General features: G+C 49.2%; 15 protein-coding genes. All 15 read left to right on the forward strand.

What is annotated here, in order from left to right; genetic code table 11:
• Positions 1–292 precede the first annotated feature (292 nt).
• The 15 genes from LKE33_06245 to lpxI all read left to right on the forward strand — a co-directional run bounded on the left by LKE33_06245 (position 293) and on the right by lpxI (position 19,609).
• On the forward strand, positions 293–1,075 hold the full coding sequence (locus LKE33_06245; protein MCH3950518.1) for an ABC transporter permease: 783 nt from the start codon (positions 293–295) through the stop codon (positions 1,073–1,075).
• A 1-nt stretch (position 1,076) separates the two neighbouring features.
• On the forward strand, positions 1,077–1,838 hold the full coding sequence (locus LKE33_06250; GenBank protein MCH3950519.1) for an ABC transporter ATP-binding protein: 762 nt from the start codon (positions 1,077–1,079) through the stop codon (positions 1,836–1,838).
• 11 nt (positions 1,839–1,849) lie between these two features.
• A complete protein-coding gene (locus LKE33_06255; GenBank protein MCH3950520.1) occupies positions 1,850–3,103 on the forward strand; it encodes an MlaD family protein in 1,254 nt (417 codons plus the stop codon).
• A gap of 98 nt (positions 3,104–3,201) precedes the next feature.
• On the forward strand, positions 3,202–4,521 hold the full coding sequence (locus tag LKE33_06260; GenBank protein ID MCH3950521.1) for a TolC family protein: 1,320 nt from the start codon (positions 3,202–3,204) through the stop codon (positions 4,519–4,521).
• Positions 4,522–4,829: 308 nt separating this feature from the next.
• Positions 4,830–9,155, forward strand: coding sequence for a translocation/assembly module TamB domain-containing protein (locus LKE33_06265; GenBank protein ID MCH3950522.1), 4,326 nt, complete (start codon positions 4,830–4,832; stop codon positions 9,153–9,155).
• 516 nt (positions 9,156–9,671) lie between these two features.
• Complete coding sequence (locus LKE33_06270; GenBank protein ID MCH3950523.1) at positions 9,672–11,930, forward strand: BamA/TamA family outer membrane protein; 2,259 nt, start codon at positions 9,672–9,674, stop codon at positions 11,928–11,930.
• Positions 11,931–11,960: 30 nt separating this feature from the next.
• Positions 11,961–12,440, forward strand: a complete 480-nt coding sequence (locus LKE33_06275; GenBank protein ID MCH3950524.1) for an OmpH family outer membrane protein — start codon at positions 11,961–11,963, stop codon at positions 12,438–12,440.
• A gap of 24 nt (positions 12,441–12,464) precedes the next feature.
• Positions 12,465–13,400 (forward strand): outer membrane chaperone Skp, encoded by a 936-nt coding sequence (locus LKE33_06280; protein ID MCH3950525.1) that lies wholly within the window; start codon positions 12,465–12,467, stop codon positions 13,398–13,400.
• 14 nt (positions 13,401–13,414) lie between these two features.
• On the forward strand, positions 13,415–13,819 hold the full coding sequence (locus tag LKE33_06285) for an OmpH family outer membrane protein (protein ID MCH3950526.1): 405 nt from the start codon (positions 13,415–13,417) through the stop codon (positions 13,817–13,819).
• A gap of 64 nt (positions 13,820–13,883) precedes the next feature.
• Entirely contained in the window at positions 13,884–14,915 is a 1,032-nt protein-coding gene (gene lpxD, locus LKE33_06290) for a UDP-3-O-(3-hydroxymyristoyl)glucosamine N-acyltransferase (protein ID MCH3950527.1), read from the forward strand.
• 13 nt (positions 14,916–14,928) lie between these two features.
• The gene (locus LKE33_06295; GenBank protein MCH3950528.1) at positions 14,929–15,537 is read left to right on the forward strand and encodes a YjbH domain-containing protein; all 609 of its coding nucleotides are present in this window, start codon (positions 14,929–14,931) and stop codon (positions 15,535–15,537) included.
• A 184-nt stretch (positions 15,538–15,721) separates the two neighbouring features.
• Entirely contained in the window at positions 15,722–16,621 is a 900-nt protein-coding gene (locus tag LKE33_06300) for a lysophospholipid acyltransferase family protein (protein MCH3950529.1), read from the forward strand.
• Between the two features lie 5 nt (positions 16,622–16,626).
• Positions 16,627–17,955, forward strand: coding sequence for a UDP-3-O-acyl-N-acetylglucosamine deacetylase (lpxC, locus tag LKE33_06305; GenBank protein ID MCH3950530.1), 1,329 nt, complete (start codon positions 16,627–16,629; stop codon positions 17,953–17,955).
• Between the two features lie 15 nt (positions 17,956–17,970).
• Positions 17,971–18,780: an acyl-ACP--UDP-N-acetylglucosamine O-acyltransferase gene (lpxA, locus tag LKE33_06310; protein MCH3950531.1), complete on the forward strand. Its 810-nt coding sequence runs from the start codon at positions 17,971–17,973 to the stop codon at positions 18,778–18,780.
• Positions 18,781–18,784: 4 nt separating this feature from the next.
• Positions 18,785–19,609 (forward strand): UDP-2,3-diacylglucosamine diphosphatase LpxI, encoded by an 825-nt coding sequence (gene lpxI, locus LKE33_06315; GenBank protein ID MCH3950532.1) that lies wholly within the window; start codon positions 18,785–18,787, stop codon positions 19,607–19,609.
• Positions 19,610–19,943 lie beyond the last annotated feature (334 nt).

The raw sequence follows: 19,943 nt of genomic DNA on the forward strand, positions 1-19,943 counted from the left end.
CAAATGCCATATGCGATTTTGCTGCTAACAGCAGCTGCCTGCAATCTGCTAACGGCTAGTTGTTGCTCTTCTTCATGAAATATTCCTTTTTCTGATGTACAATTCCCTATGTGCTGGGGCTGATTGTACTGCTAACTGAATGTTTTTGAATTGATTTTAGCAAGATTTCAAGAAAATTTCACCAAAATGCGGTATAATAGCAAACATAAGTACTTATGGAAGCGGAATCTGGCCTTACGATATGTTTTATTTAGTGGATATTCTTTCCGCGTCCATTAAAAGGAGTCATGCTATGAGTTTGAATCAGCTCTGCCGCTGGATGGGGAAAAGGGTCAATTATGCCTGTGTTTCTACCGGCCGCATTATGAACTTGTTCCTGGATACGTGTTCCGTGGCAGCACGGGCGAATCCTCGGGAAATTTTGCGCCAGATGTCAAAACTGGGCGCTGATTCTCTGCCCATTGTCAGTATGACGAGTATGTGTACCGGAATGGTACTTTCCGTACAGACTGCCAAGGAGTTTGTCCGCTTTGGTGCAGCCGATTCGGTAGGCGGTATCGTAGCGATTGCCATGGGACGCGAACTGGCCCCGATTCTGGCCGGTGTTGTCGTGGCCGGGCGTATCGGAGCTGCTATCGCGGCTGAAATCGGTACGATGAAGGTGACGGAACAAATTGACGCGCTGCGCGTCATGGCGACAAGTCCGACTCAGTATCTTGTAGCACCGCGCTTCATTGCAATTGTACTGATGATGCCGATTCTGGTCATTTACGCCAACCTGGTCGGAGATATTGGCGGCGGCCTCGTGGCGATGAACTACGCAGGTATCGGTTCTCATATGTTTATAGAATCTATCCGCGGTTTCATTGAGGCATGGGATATTATCGGCGGCCTGATTAAGGGAGCCGTTTTCGGCGCTATTATTGCCATTATCGGCTGTCATAAAGGACTCAACGCCCAGCAGGGTGCCGAAGGTGTAGGTAAGGCAACAACGGCGTCCGTGGTGCTTTCCATTATTTTGATTTTTATTTTTAACTATTTCTTGTCCGTAATTTTGTATGTAAATGGAGGCTGACATGGCAGATCCTGTGATTGAATTCAAGGAAGTTGACATGAGATTCGGCCCCAAGATTATTCTTGACCACGTCAGTTTTTCCGTGAATCCCGGCGAAACGGTTGCGATTATCGGTCCCAGCGGTACGGGCAAAAGTACGACACTGAAACTCATTATCGGGCTTTTGAAGCCGCAGGGCGGAGACGTAATCATTGAGGGTCAGAAGGTCAACGACTTTAACGAAAAGCAGTGGAATGAACTGCGCCGGCACATGGGTATGGTCTTTCAGTATTCGGCACTGTTTGATTTCCTTGATGTAGAAGAAAACGTGGCCTTCGGGCTGCGTCAGCATACAAATATGAGCGATGATATGATTCGCCTGCGTGTAAGGAAACTGCTTTCCCAGGTAGGGATGGAAGGCAGTGAGAGACTGTATCCTGCGGAACTTTCCGGCGGTATGAAGAAACGGGTCGGACTGGCAAGGGCACTTGCCCTTGATCCGGACATTATCTTGTATGATGAACCGACGGCAGGCCTTGATCCCATCATGGCTTCCAATATCAGTCAATTGATTCTGGATACTAAAAAAGAACGCGGCATTGCTTCTATTCTTGTTACCCACGACATGGCTTCGGCCTTTCTTTGTGCTGACAGGATCTTGCTCCTGAACGAGGGGAAAATCGTGTTCAGCGGCAGCGTAGAAGAAGCAAAACATACAAAACAACCGCTCGTCAGAGCGTTTATCCGCAGTGACCTTTTTGAAGATCAACCGGCGAAAGGATGAGGGAGTATAAGATGAAAGCAGATGAAGCAAAAGTAGGTGCGGTGACATTAGGCGGTTTTGTCATTCTGGCACTGATGCTGACGTTTCTTGGAATATTTAGTTTCACAAAGGGAAGCTATACGCTGAATGTAATATTTGATAATGTCAATGGCCTCAAAACGGGCAATGAAGTTCGTTTTGCCGGTGTGCCGATTGGAAAGGTCTCTGATATTCTTGTGGACGGTTCCAAGGTCAAAGTCATTATGAAAATTGACGAGAAGCAAAAGGTGCCTCGTAATTCCCAGTTTGGTATCGGGATGGACGGCGTCATGGGTACGAAGTTTGTAACGATTTCGCCTCCTGAGATTGCCACGGGCATCAGCTTCCGCGATGGTGAGACCATCACGGGACAATCCACTTCCGACGTGGATAAAATGATGCAGACCACAGAAAAAGTCATGGAAAAGCTGGGTGATGTCGCCGATGCTTTCAGCAATGTGTTCGGGGACAAGGATGTACAGCTTGCGATGCGGCAGGGATTCATCCAGACCGGTGAAGTGACAAAGAACCTGAATGCATTCACGAAGGCACTTGCCCAGATGGCTCAGGATAACCAGGGCGATATCAAGACCATGGTCAGCCAGATGAAGGACATGACGGTGCATATGAACAGCATCGTAACCCAGGCTGATGCCAATGGAGCTACCGGCCAGAACGTAGCAGCCATGGCTGCGAATATGAAGGACGCCAGCGAGAAAATCAAAAATACGGCTGAATCTCTTCAGAACGTCGTAACCGATGCTTCTGTTCAAAAAGATTTGAAAGATACGATCCACAACGCGGCAGAGACGAGTGACAAGGCCAATCGGATCATGGGTGCCTTCACCGACGCAAAGCTGCGCACGGATATCATGTATAACGATAAGGAAAGCAAGTGGCGCGCTGACGTAGGGGCCGAGATGCCGCTGCGCAACGATGATTTTATTTACTTGGGCATTTCCGATGTCGGCGATGATGACGATCTGGATCTGAGTTATAACAAACGACTGAGCCATTCCCTCTGGGGACGTGTCGGTGTCATTGAAGGCGACTTCGGCGTTGGTGCTGATTGGTGGGTTTCTCCTAAGGTGAAACTCTTTACGGATTATTATGATTTCAATGACGGTAAACTGAAAGTAGGTGCGGAGTGGGCATTCAGTCCCAAAATTTCCCTGATTGGGGAAAGCATGGACGTGCTGGATGATGCTTCCAACCATACTTACGTTGGTTTACGGGCACGTTTCTAAATTTAAATTCTGTGTGAGTTTGGTTGACTTTAGCATGTTGAATGTTTATAATGATTTATACTGACTAAGCAGTCAGATTCATAGGAGGGTATAAAACCGTGAAGTGGATTCCTAAGAAAAAGACGATTTTGAGCACGCTTGTGTTAAGTGCATTAACGTTAAATGCGGTATGGGCAGCTACTCCGAATACCGTAAGTTTGGATCTCAATAAAGCAGTCCGGATGGCGTTGGAAAATAACTCCGATGTCAAGATTTCCGGACGCGAACTGGAAGCCGCAGAGGCTGAAGTGGATCAGGCCAAGGGCGCTCGCTGGGGCACGATCGATTTTGCTCACAGCACGGGCCGGAATATGACCTACCGCGAGCTGGGAGGTGCTTCCTACAGGTCTCCGGTGAGCAAGAACTCCAGCATTAACACCGTAAGCATCCAGGTACCTATCTATACCGGCGGGCAGCTCGAAGGTCAGATTGAACGGGCTGAACGGAATCTGGATTACTACAAATACGGGATGAGCAGTTCTTATCAGACGGCTCGTTATAATGCAGTCAAGGGCTATTATGACGTCCTGGAAGCTGCGAATACAGTTCAGCTTGATAAGGAAACCGTGGACCGTCTCGCTGAGCACTTAAAGAATACAGAAGCACAATTCAATGTAGGTGTTTCTGCAAAAGTAGATGTGCTGCGTTCCCAGGTGGAACTGGTAGATGCACAGCAGACGCTGACCCAGGATCAGAACAGCTACGAGGTAGCCGTTGCAACCTTGAATAATGTCATCGGACTGCCGACGGAAACCCGTCTTAACTTGAGCCAGGGTCTTGAATACAAGCCTAATGATTATACATTGGATAACTGCCTGACGTATGCAATGATGAATCGTCCGGAAATCCATCAGGCTGAAGCTTCCGTGAAGATGGCTGAAGCTGACCAGAAGATTGCAAACGGTGCTACGCTGCCGAGCATTTACTTTGATGCTGATAACCGGTGGGGCGATGATCACTTCCCCGGGAAAGATAAGTACGACTGGTCCATTGGAGTCACGTTGAACTTCAATATCTGGGACTACGGCGTGAATGCGGCTAAGATTCGCGAAGCCAAGGCCAACGTTGAAAAGGCTCAGGAAAGCTATCGCCAGATTTCCGATCAGGTGAGACTGGCTGTTCGTACGAACTACCTCAGCATGCGCGAAGCTGAAAAGCGCATCAAGACAACGGAAGTTGCTGTTGCGGAAGCTGAAGAAGATTACCGTATCGCTCAGCTCCGTTATCAGGCCGGCGTGGGCACGAACACCGACGTTATCGATGCTTCGGTTGCCCTGACTACCGCAAAGAACAACTACATTACAGCTCTCTATGACTACAATACCTCCTGGGCACTGCTTGAACAGTCCATGGGTGTTCCGACGGACATGGAAGAGTAATAAAAAGAATTCGAGCATATCGACTTTGTGTCGATATGCTCTTTTTTGTGTGGCAAACCGGGAGGCTGCCATCCTACCCTTTATGAATGATTTCTTTCATTGTTTCTTCATTTTTATGCGTTATTCTGTTATAAAAAAGTATAATCATAAAAAACCGGCACGGTTTACATTTTCTTTATCTTTGTGAAAAAATCGTGTTTTACTGTATTTTTATTTTTTAATTGCTCTGAGTCTGATATACTATGATTAATTGATTGGAAGTTGTTTAAACCAAAAAATCAGTGTTTCCACGAATGGGGAGGACACAGATGCGGTTCCGAATGAAAAAATGGCTGCCTGTCTGTGCAATCGTTCTTGTCAGTGCTCATTTGGTTGTGTGGAAGGTCGTACTTCCCAAGGGACTTGAGCAGGCAAAACCGTTTATCGAGCAGACGGCTGAAGCATATATCAACGGAAAACTGCATATTGAAAAGATTGAAGCCAGCCCTGACTTAAGCTTTACGGTGAGGGAGGCTTCTTTGCGCGATGAAAACGGTACACTCATTGCCCATGTGCCTGCTCTGTCTTTTTACGTGAATCCCCTGCGCCTTTTGACCGGCGGAGGGGCTTTTGGCACGGTCTCCACAATTACCCTTGACCATCCCAGTGTCAATATGGTCATGGATGATCAGGATAAATGGAATGTGGAGCATTTGCTGAAGGATACGGGCAGCAGCAACACGGACTTCAAGGGACGCGTCTACATAAAAGAAGGAACGCTGAATCTTTTAACGCCCTTTGGCAGCTGGCAGGTCGGTGCAGACGGCAGTATTGATCTTGCGAGGAACCCCGACTATGGCCTGAATATCGACGTTTCCTACAAAGATCAATCCATCAGGCTGGCAGGCCTCATTAACAGCAAGGGACAAGGAGAAGTCACGGCTTCTTCCGATGCGCTGACGGTAGATGATTTCTCCGCACTGGTCGGCCATTATGTACCGCTTACGGAGACTCGCGGGAATATTCGCGGGCTTACCCTGACCTGGACCAATAATGATGAAGGCAGTCGTCTTTCAGGTAAAGTCGAGGCAGATCCATTGGAAACGCATTACAGCTACCAGGGAAATGATTTGCCGATTCGTCTTTCCGGCGGTATTTCTTTTGATAATGCGGACCTGACCTTTGACCAGATGCAGGCTGCACTGGCCGGGCAGAACGTAACACTCAACGGGGAACTGAATATCAATGATACGAAGAATCCTGTAATGAAAGCTTTCAAAGTCACGCTTCATGACTTTGATCCGGGCGCCCTGCTGCTGGATATTCCTGTGAGCGGAGCTTTAAATGGTTCGCTGGTTCTTAATGGTTCCAGGGATGATTTGAAGGCGGACGGCGAGATTACCTCGGATGTACTGACAGTCAAAGACTGGGAGTTTGAGCGAGTTCGTATCCCTATTGGAACGGCACCTCATACTTTTGTGATTACAAACGGTTCGGCGGATACGGCCGGCGGCCACGCTGTTATTTCTGCAACCTATGACTGGGAAAATCACGCGGCTGCGGCTTCCCTGAATTTAGATACCGTTAATATCGGTACTTTTGTGCCTAAGGCCGGAAATCTGATGGCGAGCGGCTCGCTCTATGCGGCGGGAACTTATGAAAATGAAGCCCTGTCCCTTGAAGCAATCGGGGATGACCTGACGCTTTCCTGGAACGGGCTGACGCTGCAAAATCTGAGGGCCCAGGCTGTGATTGAAAAAGACCAGATGACGGTAAACCATCTTTCCGCTTATACGAAGGACGGCGGCATCATTACGGCACAGGGAAGTCTTGCCGGTGACGCTTTGACCGGGGATGCTTATTTGACGGATATACCGATTTCTCCGTTCCTGGCCTACGCAGGCCAGGAAGGCGACGGGCTTTTGTCGGCGCACGTGATGGCCGGCGGCACGCTGGACGATCCGGAAGGCAAAGTTGCCTTTTCCCTGCGGGATGCGTCTTTTAAGGGCGTCATTACCCGGGAGGCCCACGGCATGGTCGGATGGAAAAACCATGTAGCAACCTTCATGAACGTAGAATTTAATCCGCCTCAGGGACGGCATCATCTCGATGGTACTATAGACCTTTCAGGGTCTGAGCCCATCCTTGATATGACGCTTGTTACGACAGGCGTTCGTCTTGAACCGTTCAGTGAAGCTTTCCATTCGCCGTATCCGGTGACAGGCAATCTGACGAATACCATCCAGGTGCAGGGCCCGCTGTCGAACCCGACCTTTAACGGTCATGTCCGTGCCTATGATGGTTCTTTCAATAAATTCCTGGTCGATGAAATCGCCGGGGACTATACGTATGACGGGTCGGTGCTTCAGCTTAAAAACTTCAAGATGAAGGCCCTGACTGCGGAAGCCACATTCTCCGGGCAGATTGGGCGCGATGGGCGCCTGAATCTCGGTGTGGACGCCCAGGGTGTACGGCTGCAGCGCCTGCCTTGGTTCAAGGAATATGTCGATCTGGCGGGCAGTGTCAATTTCAGCGGTGCTGTAAGCGGCACGGTTGGGAGACCTCTTTTCAACGGTGTTCTTTCTTCTGATTCGGTTTTTGTCAACGGAGAAGAATTTACCGGTGTGGCACTCAGCCTTTCCAGCAGCGGCGGCCATGTTAACGATTTTGAAGGTTCTTTCCAGCAGAAAGCCGGAGGGGATTATTTCCTGACACTGCACTTTGATTTTGACCAGAAATTATTCCAGTGGACAGCCGATGTCGAAAAGGGAAATATTCGTTCTCTCCTCAAAATTGGCGGTCTCGATTGGAATGTAGATGGTCTCTTGTCCGGCCGGATTGAACTGAATAAAGAGGGCCGGGGAACCGGTATGACTATTATCGGCAAGGTCGAAGACGGCGTTGTGAGCGGAGTTCCGTTCTCGTCTGCTGATTTTGACCTGTTCACGAGACGTGGTTACTGGGAAATTCGCAAACTTGAAGCCCATGAGACCGGCGGCGGTATGCTGGCCGCACAAGGCAATTTCGATGTGCGCAAGAAGACGATGAATCTCGAAGTAGCCGCTAACCAGATTAATCCAAAGCTGTTGACGGTGACGATGAAGGATCCCCCGGAAGTCGGTGGTAAGATGAATGTTGCCGCACAGCTGAAGGGCACCTTTGATGATCCGCAGGGCAACTTCTCCCTGGAAGTGAATAACGGTTCTGTCAGCGGAGTTTCCTTCGATGATATTTACGGTATGGCTACGCTGAGAAACGGCATGTTCAAGGTGGATCAGCTGCTCGCTCAGCGGGATGTCTATAAAATCTCCGCTTACGGAACTTTCCCTCTGGATCTGCTGCGCAGAGAAAGCGAGAGAAGGAATCCGGGCGCACGGATGGATCTTGAATTCCATCTGGATAATGCTAACCTGGATATCCTGCCGACCATGACGAAGTATGTGCAGTGGGCTTCCGGTCCGCTGAAGGGTAATGTCTCACTGACGGGTACGCTTGAAAATTATGCGCTCGACGGGTCTGTGGATCTCGATGACGGAACGATTAAATTCCGCGGTATCAATAATACCTTTGATCACATCAAGCTCCATACTTCTTTTGAAGGCGATAAGATTTTACTCAAGGAATTTTCGGCTGTAACCGGAGATAACGGCAAAGGGTCGATTACTGCATCCGGCAACTATCAGCTGCACGGCGGTGACATGCCTTACAGTCTGGTTATGAATGTAAAGGATGTCGAGCTGGATTCCAAGCTCATCGGCGGTAAATTTAACGGCAACTTCTCCGTTACCCAAAAAGACAGTATGCCGTTTATTTCCGGGAATGCAAAGGCGGAAGATCTCTATATCGGAATTACTTCCATTCCGGACTTTGGGCCGGGCGGTTCTCCGAAAGGACTGGATCTTAATATTGATTTGGGCGACGACATCCATTTGCACTCTTCTTCGTTCTACGATATCTGGGCCAAAGGGAAACTTCATGTCCTGGGTACGACATCCTATCCGGAAATTGACGGCGCCATCCAGGTGACGAAGGGGAATCTCAATTATCTCAATACACCTTTCAATATCGGGTACGGCCTGGTTTCCTGGCCGAAAGCAGGAACCTTTGTTCCTTTCCTTGATATGAAGGCAATGGCACGGCTTGGTCAGTACGCCATCTTTGCTACGGCCGAAGGTCCTCTTTCCCTGGATAAACTTCATATCAGGCTCACCAGTGATCCGCCGCAGAATGAAGATACGCTGAAGCGTTTCCTGACATTGAAAACAGATAGTGAAGACTTGACGTCGGATAACTGGATGACACTGGTGGATGCCGGCATTCAGCTGAGTTATCTTTCCGATGTGGAAGATATTATCAAACAAGCTCTGCAGCTTGATGAGCTGCGTGTGTACAGCGGCAGCCTCCAGAGCGGCATTGGCTTCTCTATCAGTTCCAATCGGGCAAGCGAGGTCGTCGGTGAAGACCGGCGGCAGTACAACTGGCTGGCAGCCCGGTATTTCGGGCGCAACCTGCGGATTGGTTACACAGCCAGCTTCGATGGACAGGATACGAGCATTTTTGCCGAATACAATCTGGGCCGGAATTGGAATTTCAGTATTTCGGAAGACGAAGATCAGAATAAATGGTATGGGCTTCAGTATCATACAAAGTTCTGATGATAATCATTGTCCGGATGAGGTTGTTTTCGAAGCGGCACTGCCGTTGCCCCATGGGGGCACTGCTGGTTCTGTGTCGGATTTTCTTTGATTCGCAGACAGCAAGATGCCAAATCAGGGTCAATGGTTTGTGCCTGCTTCTTGAAAAATAAATATCAATATAATGTGACCTGCTTCTGCAGCTGGCCGCTTTCACAAATCCAAAGGAAGTGTTGTGGAATGATTTTTTGATTTTCTCTTTTTGTCTTGGAAAAGCCTGTTTCTTTGAATCAGAGCAAGAAACAATTGCAAAGTTTTTGTAAATATTCCGTTAAATTTCCCACCTCTTTCCGAGCGTTGACTAGTAATTTTGAGGGAGAGAGGGTATAATTAGAAGGTATAACTTGACCGGGCCGGGGATGCCCGGTCAGCAGGAATACTGATTTAACATTCAAAAACAAAAATCAGTAGCTCCTCCCGGGAATCGCGGATGAGTCCATCGGTTCTCAATTTTAACCGTTAAGCAGGGGGTTATGTATGAATACAAATTTGCATTGGCGCCGGCTTTCCTTAGCTGTCGCAGCGTCCTTGGTACTGGCGGCACCGGCTTATGCTGAAGTGTCCCATAGTCAGGATATTACGCTTGCTGGCCGTAAAACGACTGAAAATGCTCAAGCTCCGACTGGAACGATTACGGTTTCCCCGGAGGAAAAGGCAGCATTGGAAGCGCCGGCTACTTCGCAGGTACAAGGTACAACTACAACGACTACGAGTACCACAAGTACCGCTCAGACGAGTACTGATGCATCTCAAGCCACGGAGTCCACTTCTCAGGAAAATGGGGAGAATAAACCTGTTTACCGTGAAGTGCGCCGCAATGGTATTACCTATATCGAAAAGGTCGGTAAGGAACAACTTGAGAAGGAACATAAGGAGCAAGTTGTTGAGGATGAACAGATGCTGGCCCGTCTGCAGCAGCAGAAGGAAATCGCCGAAGCACAGCAGAAACAGGAACCTGGTCTCAGTGCCATGAACCCCGGTTCTGATGCGGCGGTTGTCAATGAATATGAAAAGCTGGCCAAGCAGGTCGCTCCGTATGAAAATCTGACAATCACAAAGATTACATTCGAAGGCAACAAGAATGAAGAAACGAGCGGTCTCAATGATGCACTCAAGATGACTGCCGGAACCAAGTTCACTTCGGCGGGCCTGCAGGATGATATCCGGTCGCTTTATGAGACGGGCTGGTTCTATGATATTGTCCCGACTTTTAACCGCGTGCCGGAAGGTCTCCAGATTGTCTATCACGTAGCCGAAAACCCGATCTTGACGGAACTGGAAGTCGAGGGCAATACCAAGATTTCCACCCACGATATCAAAAAAGCTATGAACCTGAAAGAAGGTCAGGTCGTTAACGCCCGTGACGTCAACATCGGCGCGCGCAAAGTCGAAAATCTTTATGCTGAGCAGGGCTATATTCTTGCTAAAGTAGCCGATGTTCGTATGCTGCCGGATGGTCATCTGATCCTGGAAGTAGCTGAAGGCGTGATTGAAGACTTCCGCGTCAAAGGCAACACGAAGACGAAGGATTATGTAGTGATTCGTGAAATGCGCATGAAGAAGGGTGATCCTTTCAATGCCAAGCTGGCTCGCCGTTCCATGCAGAAGATTTACAACCTGGGCTTCTTTGAAGATGTAAACATTCGTCTGAACCCGGGCCAGATGCCGAATACGGTATCGGTCGAAATTTCCGTAGTAGAACAGAGTACCGGTACGTTTGGTATCGGTGCCGGCTACAGTGATGCTGATGGTTTCCTCGGTATGGTGACCATCGGTGATAAGAACTTCCGCGGCACCGGCGACAGCCTTAATGCCCGTTGGGAATTCGGCGGAGACGATGAAACCAATACGAACTTCGAAGTTTCTTACATCAAACCGTGGATTGACGATAAAGAAACCACGATGGCGCTCTCCTTCTATAACATGACGAACGAGTACGCCGACTATGACCGCGACGGCGACGAAATTGCCCGTTACTATAAGAAGAGAATCGGTGAAGAAATCACCTTCAGCCGCGTGACGGACAACGAATTCATTACGAACCAGATTACGTTGAAAAACCGTGATGATAAATATAAGGACACGGTCGACGGATATAACTACAACCAGTACTTTGAAGGCGTCGATGACGGCGTGTTCAAGGGCGATGATGTAGCTCACAAGAGAAGAGAGAAAAACTTCGGTACGACTCGCAGTATTACCTTTGCCCGTATCCTCGATACGCGTGACAACATCTTTGATCCGCGCGAAGGTAAGAGAACTGCTTACTCCGTAGAATGGGCAAGCTTCGGCGGCGACTTTACCTTCGAAAAATATCAGGCTGACTACCGGTACTATTATCGTATGGGTAAGGATAATGTCTGGGCCCTCAACCTCGGTATCGGGTATGCAAACGGCGATATGCCTTTGTCCCAGCGCTTTGCTGTCGGCGGCAGTGAATTCCTCCGCGGCTATCGTGATGACCAGTTCAAAGGCAACAGTATGCTGAAAGGCTCGCTGGAATACCGCTTCCCGATCTTCAAACAGGTACAGGGCGTTACCTTCACGGATGCCGGTTACGCCTGGAGTAAGGATTATGACGAAACCGACTTCGATCTGAGCGATTTGAAGTATACGGTTGGTCTGGGCCTGCGCATCAATTCTCCGCTCGGCCCGATTCGCCTGGATTACGGTTATCGTCTGGATGGTTCTGACCGCGGCGGCCGGTTCCACTTCAGCTTTGGCGGTCAGTTCTAATAAGATTACGAGGAAGTAGGGATAAAGAAAATGATAGAGTTTGCCAAGAAAAAGAATGTAAAAGTTGTTTCATTGGCAATTGCAGCAATTTTTGTCATTGGTGCTTTTGCTATTGCCGTAAGAGGAGCCGCTCTGACTGGTTCCGCCGGCGATGCAAACAACTCTGCCATTGGCAAAATAAACTATTCTGCCGCACTGGCAGGCGCACCTGGTATGGATGAAGCCCGTACCAAGATTCAGCAGGCCGGCGAAGACGGCAGAAAAGAATATGAAGAGAAAAGTAAGGATATGAGCGATGCCGATAAGCAGCAGCTCTATACCGACATCCAAAAGAAAATCCTGGATACGCAGGAAGAAGCCATCGCACCACTGAAAAAACAAGTGGATGAAGCGATTGTATCTGTCAGCAAGACAAAGGGCCTTATCGTAGTCGTTTCCGATAAGGCAGTTGTCTATGGCGGTACGGATGTGACACAGGATGTGCTGGCCGCTATGAAGAAACAGAAATAAGGACGGCGGCAGGGGGAGGCGCCTATGCGAAAGCTTAAGCTTGTTTGCCTCATTATGGCAGCGGCGCTTTTTCTTGGCGGGTGCGGTGCTTTGAGCCGTTACTTGCCATTTGGGCGCCAGCCGGTCAAATTTGCTGTAGTAGATTGGGACCGCCTGGTGAAAGAACACCCGAATTACAAAAAGTGGCAGGCTAAGCAGCAAACCTTGGAATCCGCAAAGAAAATGCGGGATAAGCAGCTTCAAAATGGGCGTCAGCAGCTTGCCATCCTGAGCAAAATGAAAAGTCTGAACACGGCCGGGAAGAATCAGTTTGCCCGTGCCAAGTTCGCGGCTCAGATTGCTGAAAAGCAGGCGCAGGAGCAGGATGCCTTGAATAAAAAACAGGAATCTTTGATGGCTGCGGCCGAAGAAAAGGTCAAGGCTGACCGGGAAGCTCTGGAAGAGGAGTACCGGGTTCCGCTCTTTAATCTCCGTCTGAAACTTGGCACACTGAAGATGACCAAGGAGTCCCAGCAGGCACTTCTGCAGGAACAATCCGAACTGCTTGAAAAAAGGCGGCAGGCAATCGAGGCGATTGAAGCTAAAAAAAGAGCCTATATTGCAGAGCAAATGGCAGACGATGTGGCTGCCAGCAGGGCTCGTATTGCTGCCTATGGACAGTCGCTTGCCGAGGCCCAGGCAGAAAAGGATACAGGTCTCAGCCTGAAAGACGGAAAGGGATTCCAGCCCGGTGAAAAAGAGCTGGATCAGCTGATTCAGTCTATGGATAACCAAATCCAGAAGCAGGCAGAAGAAGAACAGAAGCTGCGTGATGAAATCGACAGTGATATTCTGAGCGCCATCAAGAAAGTAAATCTGACCCGGAAATACACCTTGATATTCCGGAATCCCCGTGCCAATATCAGTGCGGACGATATTACGGATGAGGTTAGTCTCGAGGTCAAAAAAATAGTATACTAAGAGGGATTACAAACATGAAAAAAATTTTAGCAGTTGGCATGATTGTTACCGCTTTATTTGCATTTGGCTGCGGCCGCAACCCACAGTTCGGTGTCGTGGATATGCAAAAAGTAGAAACCGAAAGTGAAGTCTTCAAGAACGCAACCAAGGAACTGCAGGAAAAAGGTAAGGCTGCAGAAGAATCCTTCAAGCAGGAAATCCAGGGTAAGAGTGAAGACGAGCAAAAGAAGATTTACACGCAGAAGAACAACGAAATGATGACTGCCAAAGCGGAAGCTCAGAACAAGGTAAAAGCAAGCTTTGAATCGGCTGTGTCTGAAGTCGCAAAGCAAAAGAACCTGAGTGCTGTCCTGATTAAGGAAGCTGTTCCTCAGGGCGGTGTTGATGTAACGGACGACGTAATCAAAGCAATGAAATAAAGAATGGAAGGGCGAACAGGGGGTTCGCCTTTTTCCAATTCCAAAATGAGAAAGGATGCTGAATATGGAAAAAACGCTGCAGGAACTGGCCACACTACTACATGGTACCATTGTACAGGGGGATCCGAAGATGGTAATCAGCGGAGTAAACGGCCTCGAGGAAGCACGTCCCGGAGAAATCTCTTTTGCGGTTCCTCCGTATCTGGAAGTTGCCGGACAATCAAAGGCAGGTGCTATTCTCATTCCTGAAGATGGGGAACTTAAAGGTCCGCAGGCACTGATTCGGGTAGCTAACCCGCGTGCTGCCTTTGCCGACCTGCTGACGCTGTTCCGTCCGCCTGAATCGATCGAACGGAAAGTCAGTCCCTACGCTTTTGTCCATCCTACGGCAAAAGTTGGCAGCAATGTGGCCATCATGCCTTTTGCCTATGTGGCGGAAGATGCTGAGATTGGTGATAATACCGTCATTTATCCGCACGTGTACGTAGGCCGCCACGTCAAAGTCGGCAAAGACTGCACGCTCTATCCGAGTGCTGTTGTGCGTGAAGACTGCGTACTGGGCGACCGTGTCATTCTGCAGGCAGGCTGCTCCATCGGCGGTGATGGGTTCGGTTACATTACGACGAACGGGAAGCATACCAAAGTACTGCAGACCGGTAACGTAGTATTGGAAGATGATGTGGAAATTGGCTGCAATACCTGCGTCGACCGGGCTACCGTGGACAGTACAATTGTTGGTAAGGGTACCAAAATTGATAATCTTGTTCACATTGGTCATAATGACATTATCGGCGAAAATTGTATCCTTGTAGCTCATGTCGGTATTTCCGGCAGCGTGACCATCGGTCATAATACGACTTTTGGCGGTCAGGCTGCTACGGCAGGCCATTTGAAAGTAGGCAGTAACTGCACGCTGGCGGCTCGTTCGGGTGTCATCAGCGACATTCCGGATAATATGGTTATGGCCGGATTTCCGGCGCAGCCGCATCTGGAATGGCTGCGCATGATGGCTAACCAGCGTAAAATCGGTGACCTTGTTAAAAAAGTCCGCAAGCTCGAAAAAGCAATCAGCGAGCTGCAGCTGGAAGAAAAGTAAAAGAGGTTTTCTTATGAACAAAAAAATGATGATCGTCATGGCAGCCGCCCTTACAGCGGCTTTGCCTTATGCGGCAGAAGCAAAAACGACTCCGTCGGGGGTTAGTGGCGTCATCAATACTCCTTCCGCGTACACGGGACATGTCGGCCGGTTATCCATCGGTTATGATATGACGAAGGATGAACAAAATCTGCGCGGAAACGTGACGCTGCCGCTGGGACTGCAGGTAGCAGGCAGTCGTGTGGATCCGAAGCACGGAGATATCTACAGTACGGTAAGTGCCAAGTGGAATCTGATCAAGGAAACTCCCATCACGCCGGCGATCGCAGTCGGCGGAGATGATCTCGGCGATGAAAAAGACCGGCGCGGGTACATCGTTGCCAGCAAGGCGCTGCCTTATGGTATCAAAATTCATGGCGGTATTGGGACGGACCAATACAAGCATGGATTCGGAGCTCTCGAAAAAGATATCAAACTGGGCAGTCAGACGATGACGCTTATGGGTGAATATGACGGCAGTCATTTCAACTATGGCGCGTCGCTGCCGCTTGCTAAATTCACTACGGCTGAAATCGGCGTTCGTACACATCACCTCTACGGGAATTTGAATTTTACTTTTTGAAAAAAATAGCAAAGTGCCCGGTGGTGAGTGCTTGGCCGCTCGTCACCGGTTTTTTATGAAGGGGTCTGACAAATCCTGAAAAGCGAATCTGTAAGACCTGCAATGCACAGGCATGGTTCAAGGGGCTTTTCAATGATCTGATAGCTTTCAGATTGCCTGTCAATTTGATAAGGGAGGGGACGCAATGCTTGCGTATAACCTCGTAAAAATGATAAGCCGAATTGTGTGCGCTCAGCCGCAGTGCCTTAACAGGGCACTTGCTTCCGCTGTCGGTGAGCTTGGCTGGCATGTGGTTCCGGCGTGGCGGCAGTATATGGCCGTTCAGAACATTAAGGAATGTCTTGGTGTACCAGAAGCAGAAGCCCGGCGTATTGCCAAGGAAAGTGTGACCCGTTTCGGACGGATGCTGGTGGAAGTACTTCGGTATCCCCTTATTACCAAGGACAATTTCCGCGAGCTTGTTCATTTTGAAGGATTGGAATATCTGGAGCAGGCTTATGCCGAAGGACACGGCGTCATCATGTGTACGGCACATTATGGCAACTGGGAGATGCTGGGCGCGTCGATGGCGCTCCTTGGTTATCCGATTTTGTCCATCACCCGTAAACAAAATAACGGGGACATGGACCGCTTCATCAATGACTACCGGCAGATGGTCGGTCAGCACGTGACGTATAATCACGGTAATAACAGCATGCTGACTATCGGACGGTATCTCAAGGAAAAACATCTGGTAGGAATTTTGTATGACCAGGATTCGGCCCATACAGGCGAACACCTTGAATTTTTTGGCAAGCCTTCCCGCGTACCTGACGGGGCGGCACATCTGGCGAGAGTCTTTAAAGCGCCGATTGTGCCTCTTTTTATGCACAACAATGACGACGGCACACTGACCGCTGTCATCCATCCTCCTCTCCATGCTGTAAAGACAGCTGACCGCAAAGAGAATGTTCATGTTATAATGAGAGAGTTGATAGCGATTGCGGAAGATGAAATCCGCCGTGACCCTGCCATGTGGTTTTGGGTTCACGATCGTTGGAAGGATGGACGGGAGAGATATAAAAAATATAAGGAAGGTGTCTGACCCTGATGATTACAGAAAAACAACACACTTTGCTGGGGCCGGTATCTTGTGACGGGGTAGGTCTTCATTCGGGAAAACTCGTGAAGATGACATTGGTTCCGGCACCGGTGGATACAGGTATTGTATTTGTCAGAACAGATTTGGACGGAAGGCCGACAGTCAAGGCGTCGGCTGAGAATGTTTCCGATACGACACGAGCGACTACGCTCTCGCAGAATGGTGCCAAAGTAACCACTATCGAACACGTCATGGCAGCGCTTGCTATCCTGAAAATCGATAACTGTTACATTGAAATGGACAGCGCAGAGCCTCCCGTAGGGGATGGCAGTGCCAAGGGATTTATCGATCCTATCCTCAAGGTTGGGATAAAGGAACAGGAAAAGGCCCGATGCGTTTATGATATCGACCACGCCTTTAGTCACTATGATGGGGACCGCTCCATTGTCGTGCTTCCGTACAACGGGTTCCGCATTACCTTTACTTCCATCAATCCTCATCCGCTTTTGGGAACTCAGGTGATGGACATTGAGGATCAGGGCGATGCCCTCGCCAAAGAAGTGGGACCGGCACGGACCGTGGCCTTTGAAGAAGAAATTGCCCAGCTTCAAAAAATGGGACTGGGTTTGGGCGGCAACCTGGATAATGTGGTAGTCTTCAGTAAAGATGGCATCCTTTCCAAGCCGCGCTTTAAAGATGAACTGATTCGCCATAAGATTCTGGATGTAATCGGTGATATGTATCTGCTTGGACCGATTCACGCGCATATCATCTGCATGAAATCCGGTCATGCTTTTAATGACAACGTTTCGCGGCAGATTGCCGCTTACAGAAAAAAGCAGGAACACAAATCTCGTCATACCGTGTGTTCCCAGGAGATTAAGACAAGGAGTAAGAACATGATTACGTTAGGCATTCAAGAAATTCAAAAAATCCTTCCCCATCGTTACCCGATGCTGCTCGTTGACCGCATTGTCGAACTGGAACCGATGAAACGTGCCGTCGGCATCAAAAATATCACCTTCAATGAACCGCAGTTTATGGGACATTTCCCAAACAACCCGATTATGCCGGGCGTGCTGCTGATTGAAGCTATGGCTCAGGTCGGCGGCGTTACGCTGCTGTATCCGGAAGAAAACCGCGGCAAGATTGCTGTTTTCGGCAAGATTGACAAAGTTCGTTTCCGCCGTCCGATCAAACCGGGCGATCAGCTGGTAACGACGGCAATCATTACCAAAATCAAAGGAACTATGGGTGTAGCTCATTGTGAAGGTACTGTAGATGGAGAACCTGCCTGCGAGGGAGATTTCTTCTTTGCACTCACGGACAATAAGTAAGGGGGAGTGATTTGAATGGCAGATTCTAGTATGATACATGATACGGCAATCATCGCACCTGGTGCTGAGATAGGTCCTAATGTAAAAATCGGCCCATATGCCATTATTGGCGAACACGTTAAAATCGGGGAAGGTACAATCATTCACCCGCACGTTGTCATTACGGGACGTACGACGATTGGTAAGCATTGTGAGTTTTTTCAGGGCGCAAGTATCGGCGAAGTCCCGCAGGATTTGAAATACCGCGGTGAAGATACGGCCACCATCATCGGTGACAATACGACGATTCGTGAATGCGCAACGGTCCACCGTGCCGTAGGGGAAGGCAATGAAACCCGTATCGGCAATAACGTGCTCATGATGGCTTATACCCATGTAGCCCATAACTGCATCGTCGGCAACAACGTGATTATGAGTAACGTGGCAACCCTTGCCGGACACGTCATTGTCGAAGACCGTGCCGTAATCGGCGGCCTGACAGCTGTTCATCAGTTCACCAAAATCGGACGCAACTGCATGTGCGGCGGCATGAGCCGGATCAATCAGGACGTACCTCCTTTTGTTATCGTAGCCGGCAACCCTGCTTACGTGGCAGGCCTCAACAGTGTCGGTATTTCCCGTGCCGGAATTTCCCTGGAAGTTCGCCGGGAACTGAAGAAAGCTTACAAGATTCTTTATAAACGCGGCCTTTCCCTGGCTGATGCTATCTCCACGATGGAACAGGAACTCAACAGCTACGAAGAAGTAGAGCATTTTATGCGCTTCCTGCGTTCCGTGGAACGTGGTATCTGCCGCGCTACGTCTCAGCACAGCAAGGAATGGTGATGGCATGACGAAGACCTTGGGAGTTCTGGCCGGCGTCGGGCACCTGCCTGTGGACGTCGTCCTGGGAGCCAAAAAAAGCGGGTACCGCACGGTCGTAATCGGGCTGGTACCGGGCACCCATGAAGAGCTGCCTCACGTGGCCGATGTCTTTTATGCCATCAATATTGGTAAGGTCGGTAAAATCTTTAAAACCCTGCAGAAGGAAGACGTTACTGAAGTCACGATGATTGGCAAAGTGACGAAAGAAATCCTGTATTCGGGCGGTGTGCTTGTCCCGGACTGGCAGGCACTGAAGATTTTAATGTCACTGCCTGACCGTCATGATGATACAATCATGAATGCCCTGGTAGCCAAACTTGAGAGCATGAACATCCACGTGATGGATCAGACGCTCTTTTTGAAGGATATCATGCCTAAGCCCGGCGTCCTGAGTAAGCGGAAACCGACGCAGGAAGAATGGGAAGACATGAAATATGGCTTTGCCATGGCAAAGAAAATCGGCGGTCTTGATATCGGACAGACTGTTGTCGTGAAAAATAAGGCGATTATGGCTGTAGAAGCGATAGAAGGCACGGACGCGTGCATTTTGCGCGGCGGTAAGCTGGGTAAAAAGGCGATTGTGGCAAAGACGGCCAAACCGGCTCAGGATCATCGTTTTGATGTGCCCGGAGTGGGAGTTAAGACGATGGAGTCCATGATTGCATCCGGCTGTGCCGGTATCGTCATGGAAGCAGGGCGGACTCTTTTTGTAGAAAGGGAAAAAGCCTTGAAAATGGCCGATGAACATGGCCTTGTCGTCGTAGCCATGAGCGAAGATGAATTGAACTGAATAAGGGGACTGTGAAAAAGACGAATCGTTTTTTCATGGTCCCTATTGTTTTTCCCGGTAAACCGGAGCAAAAAACACGGGTCGCGTGCTGATATGCCGCAGATTGCTGGTCGCCCGTGGAGGCAAAATTCCAAGTCAATTTTTGCTCTGAAGTTTGATTAGATATCAGAGGCTGAAAACTAAATCTAAGGCGTCATTATTTCTTCACTGCCAGTTATAATCTTCTTCAAGAATTGGTCAAAGTTACTGCTTGCACGATTGTACTATCCACTTTTTCACTAACCACCAGCCACTTTTACTATTCTGTTGAAGGTGAAGCTATCTGTAACTGCCA

Source organism: Acidaminococcus sp. (assembly GCA_022482815.1).
GTDB lineage: Bacteria > Bacillota > Negativicutes > Acidaminococcales > Acidaminococcaceae > Acidaminococcus.

Coding starts and splice junctions, on each gene's coding strand:
- LKE33_06245 (MCH3950518.1), top strand. CDS start 293: ATGAGTTTGAATCAGCTCTGCCGCTGGATGGGGAAAAGGGTCAATTAT.
- LKE33_06250 (MCH3950519.1), top strand. CDS start 1,077: ATGGCAGATCCTGTGATTGAATTCAAGGAAGTTGACATGAGATTCGGC.
- LKE33_06255 (MCH3950520.1), top strand. CDS start 1,850: ATGAAAGCAGATGAAGCAAAAGTAGGTGCGGTGACATTAGGCGGTTTT.
- LKE33_06265 (MCH3950522.1), top strand. CDS start 4,830: ATGCGGTTCCGAATGAAAAAATGGCTGCCTGTCTGTGCAATCGTTCTT.
- LKE33_06270 (MCH3950523.1), top strand. CDS start 9,672: ATGAATACAAATTTGCATTGGCGCCGGCTTTCCTTAGCTGTCGCAGCG.
- LKE33_06275 (MCH3950524.1), top strand. CDS start 11,961: ATGATAGAGTTTGCCAAGAAAAAGAATGTAAAAGTTGTTTCATTGGCA.
- LKE33_06280 (MCH3950525.1), top strand. CDS start 12,465: ATGCGAAAGCTTAAGCTTGTTTGCCTCATTATGGCAGCGGCGCTTTTT.
- LKE33_06285 (MCH3950526.1), top strand. CDS start 13,415: ATGAAAAAAATTTTAGCAGTTGGCATGATTGTTACCGCTTTATTTGCA.
- lpxD (MCH3950527.1), top strand. CDS start 13,884: ATGGAAAAAACGCTGCAGGAACTGGCCACACTACTACATGGTACCATT.
- LKE33_06295 (MCH3950528.1), top strand. CDS start 14,929: ATGAACAAAAAAATGATGATCGTCATGGCAGCCGCCCTTACAGCGGCT.
- LKE33_06300 (MCH3950529.1), top strand. CDS start 15,722: ATGCTTGCGTATAACCTCGTAAAAATGATAAGCCGAATTGTGTGCGCT.
- lpxC (MCH3950530.1), top strand. CDS start 16,627: ATGATTACAGAAAAACAACACACTTTGCTGGGGCCGGTATCTTGTGAC.
- lpxA (MCH3950531.1), top strand. CDS start 17,971: ATGGCAGATTCTAGTATGATACATGATACGGCAATCATCGCACCTGGT.
- lpxI (MCH3950532.1), top strand. CDS start 18,785: ATGACGAAGACCTTGGGAGTTCTGGCCGGCGTCGGGCACCTGCCTGTG.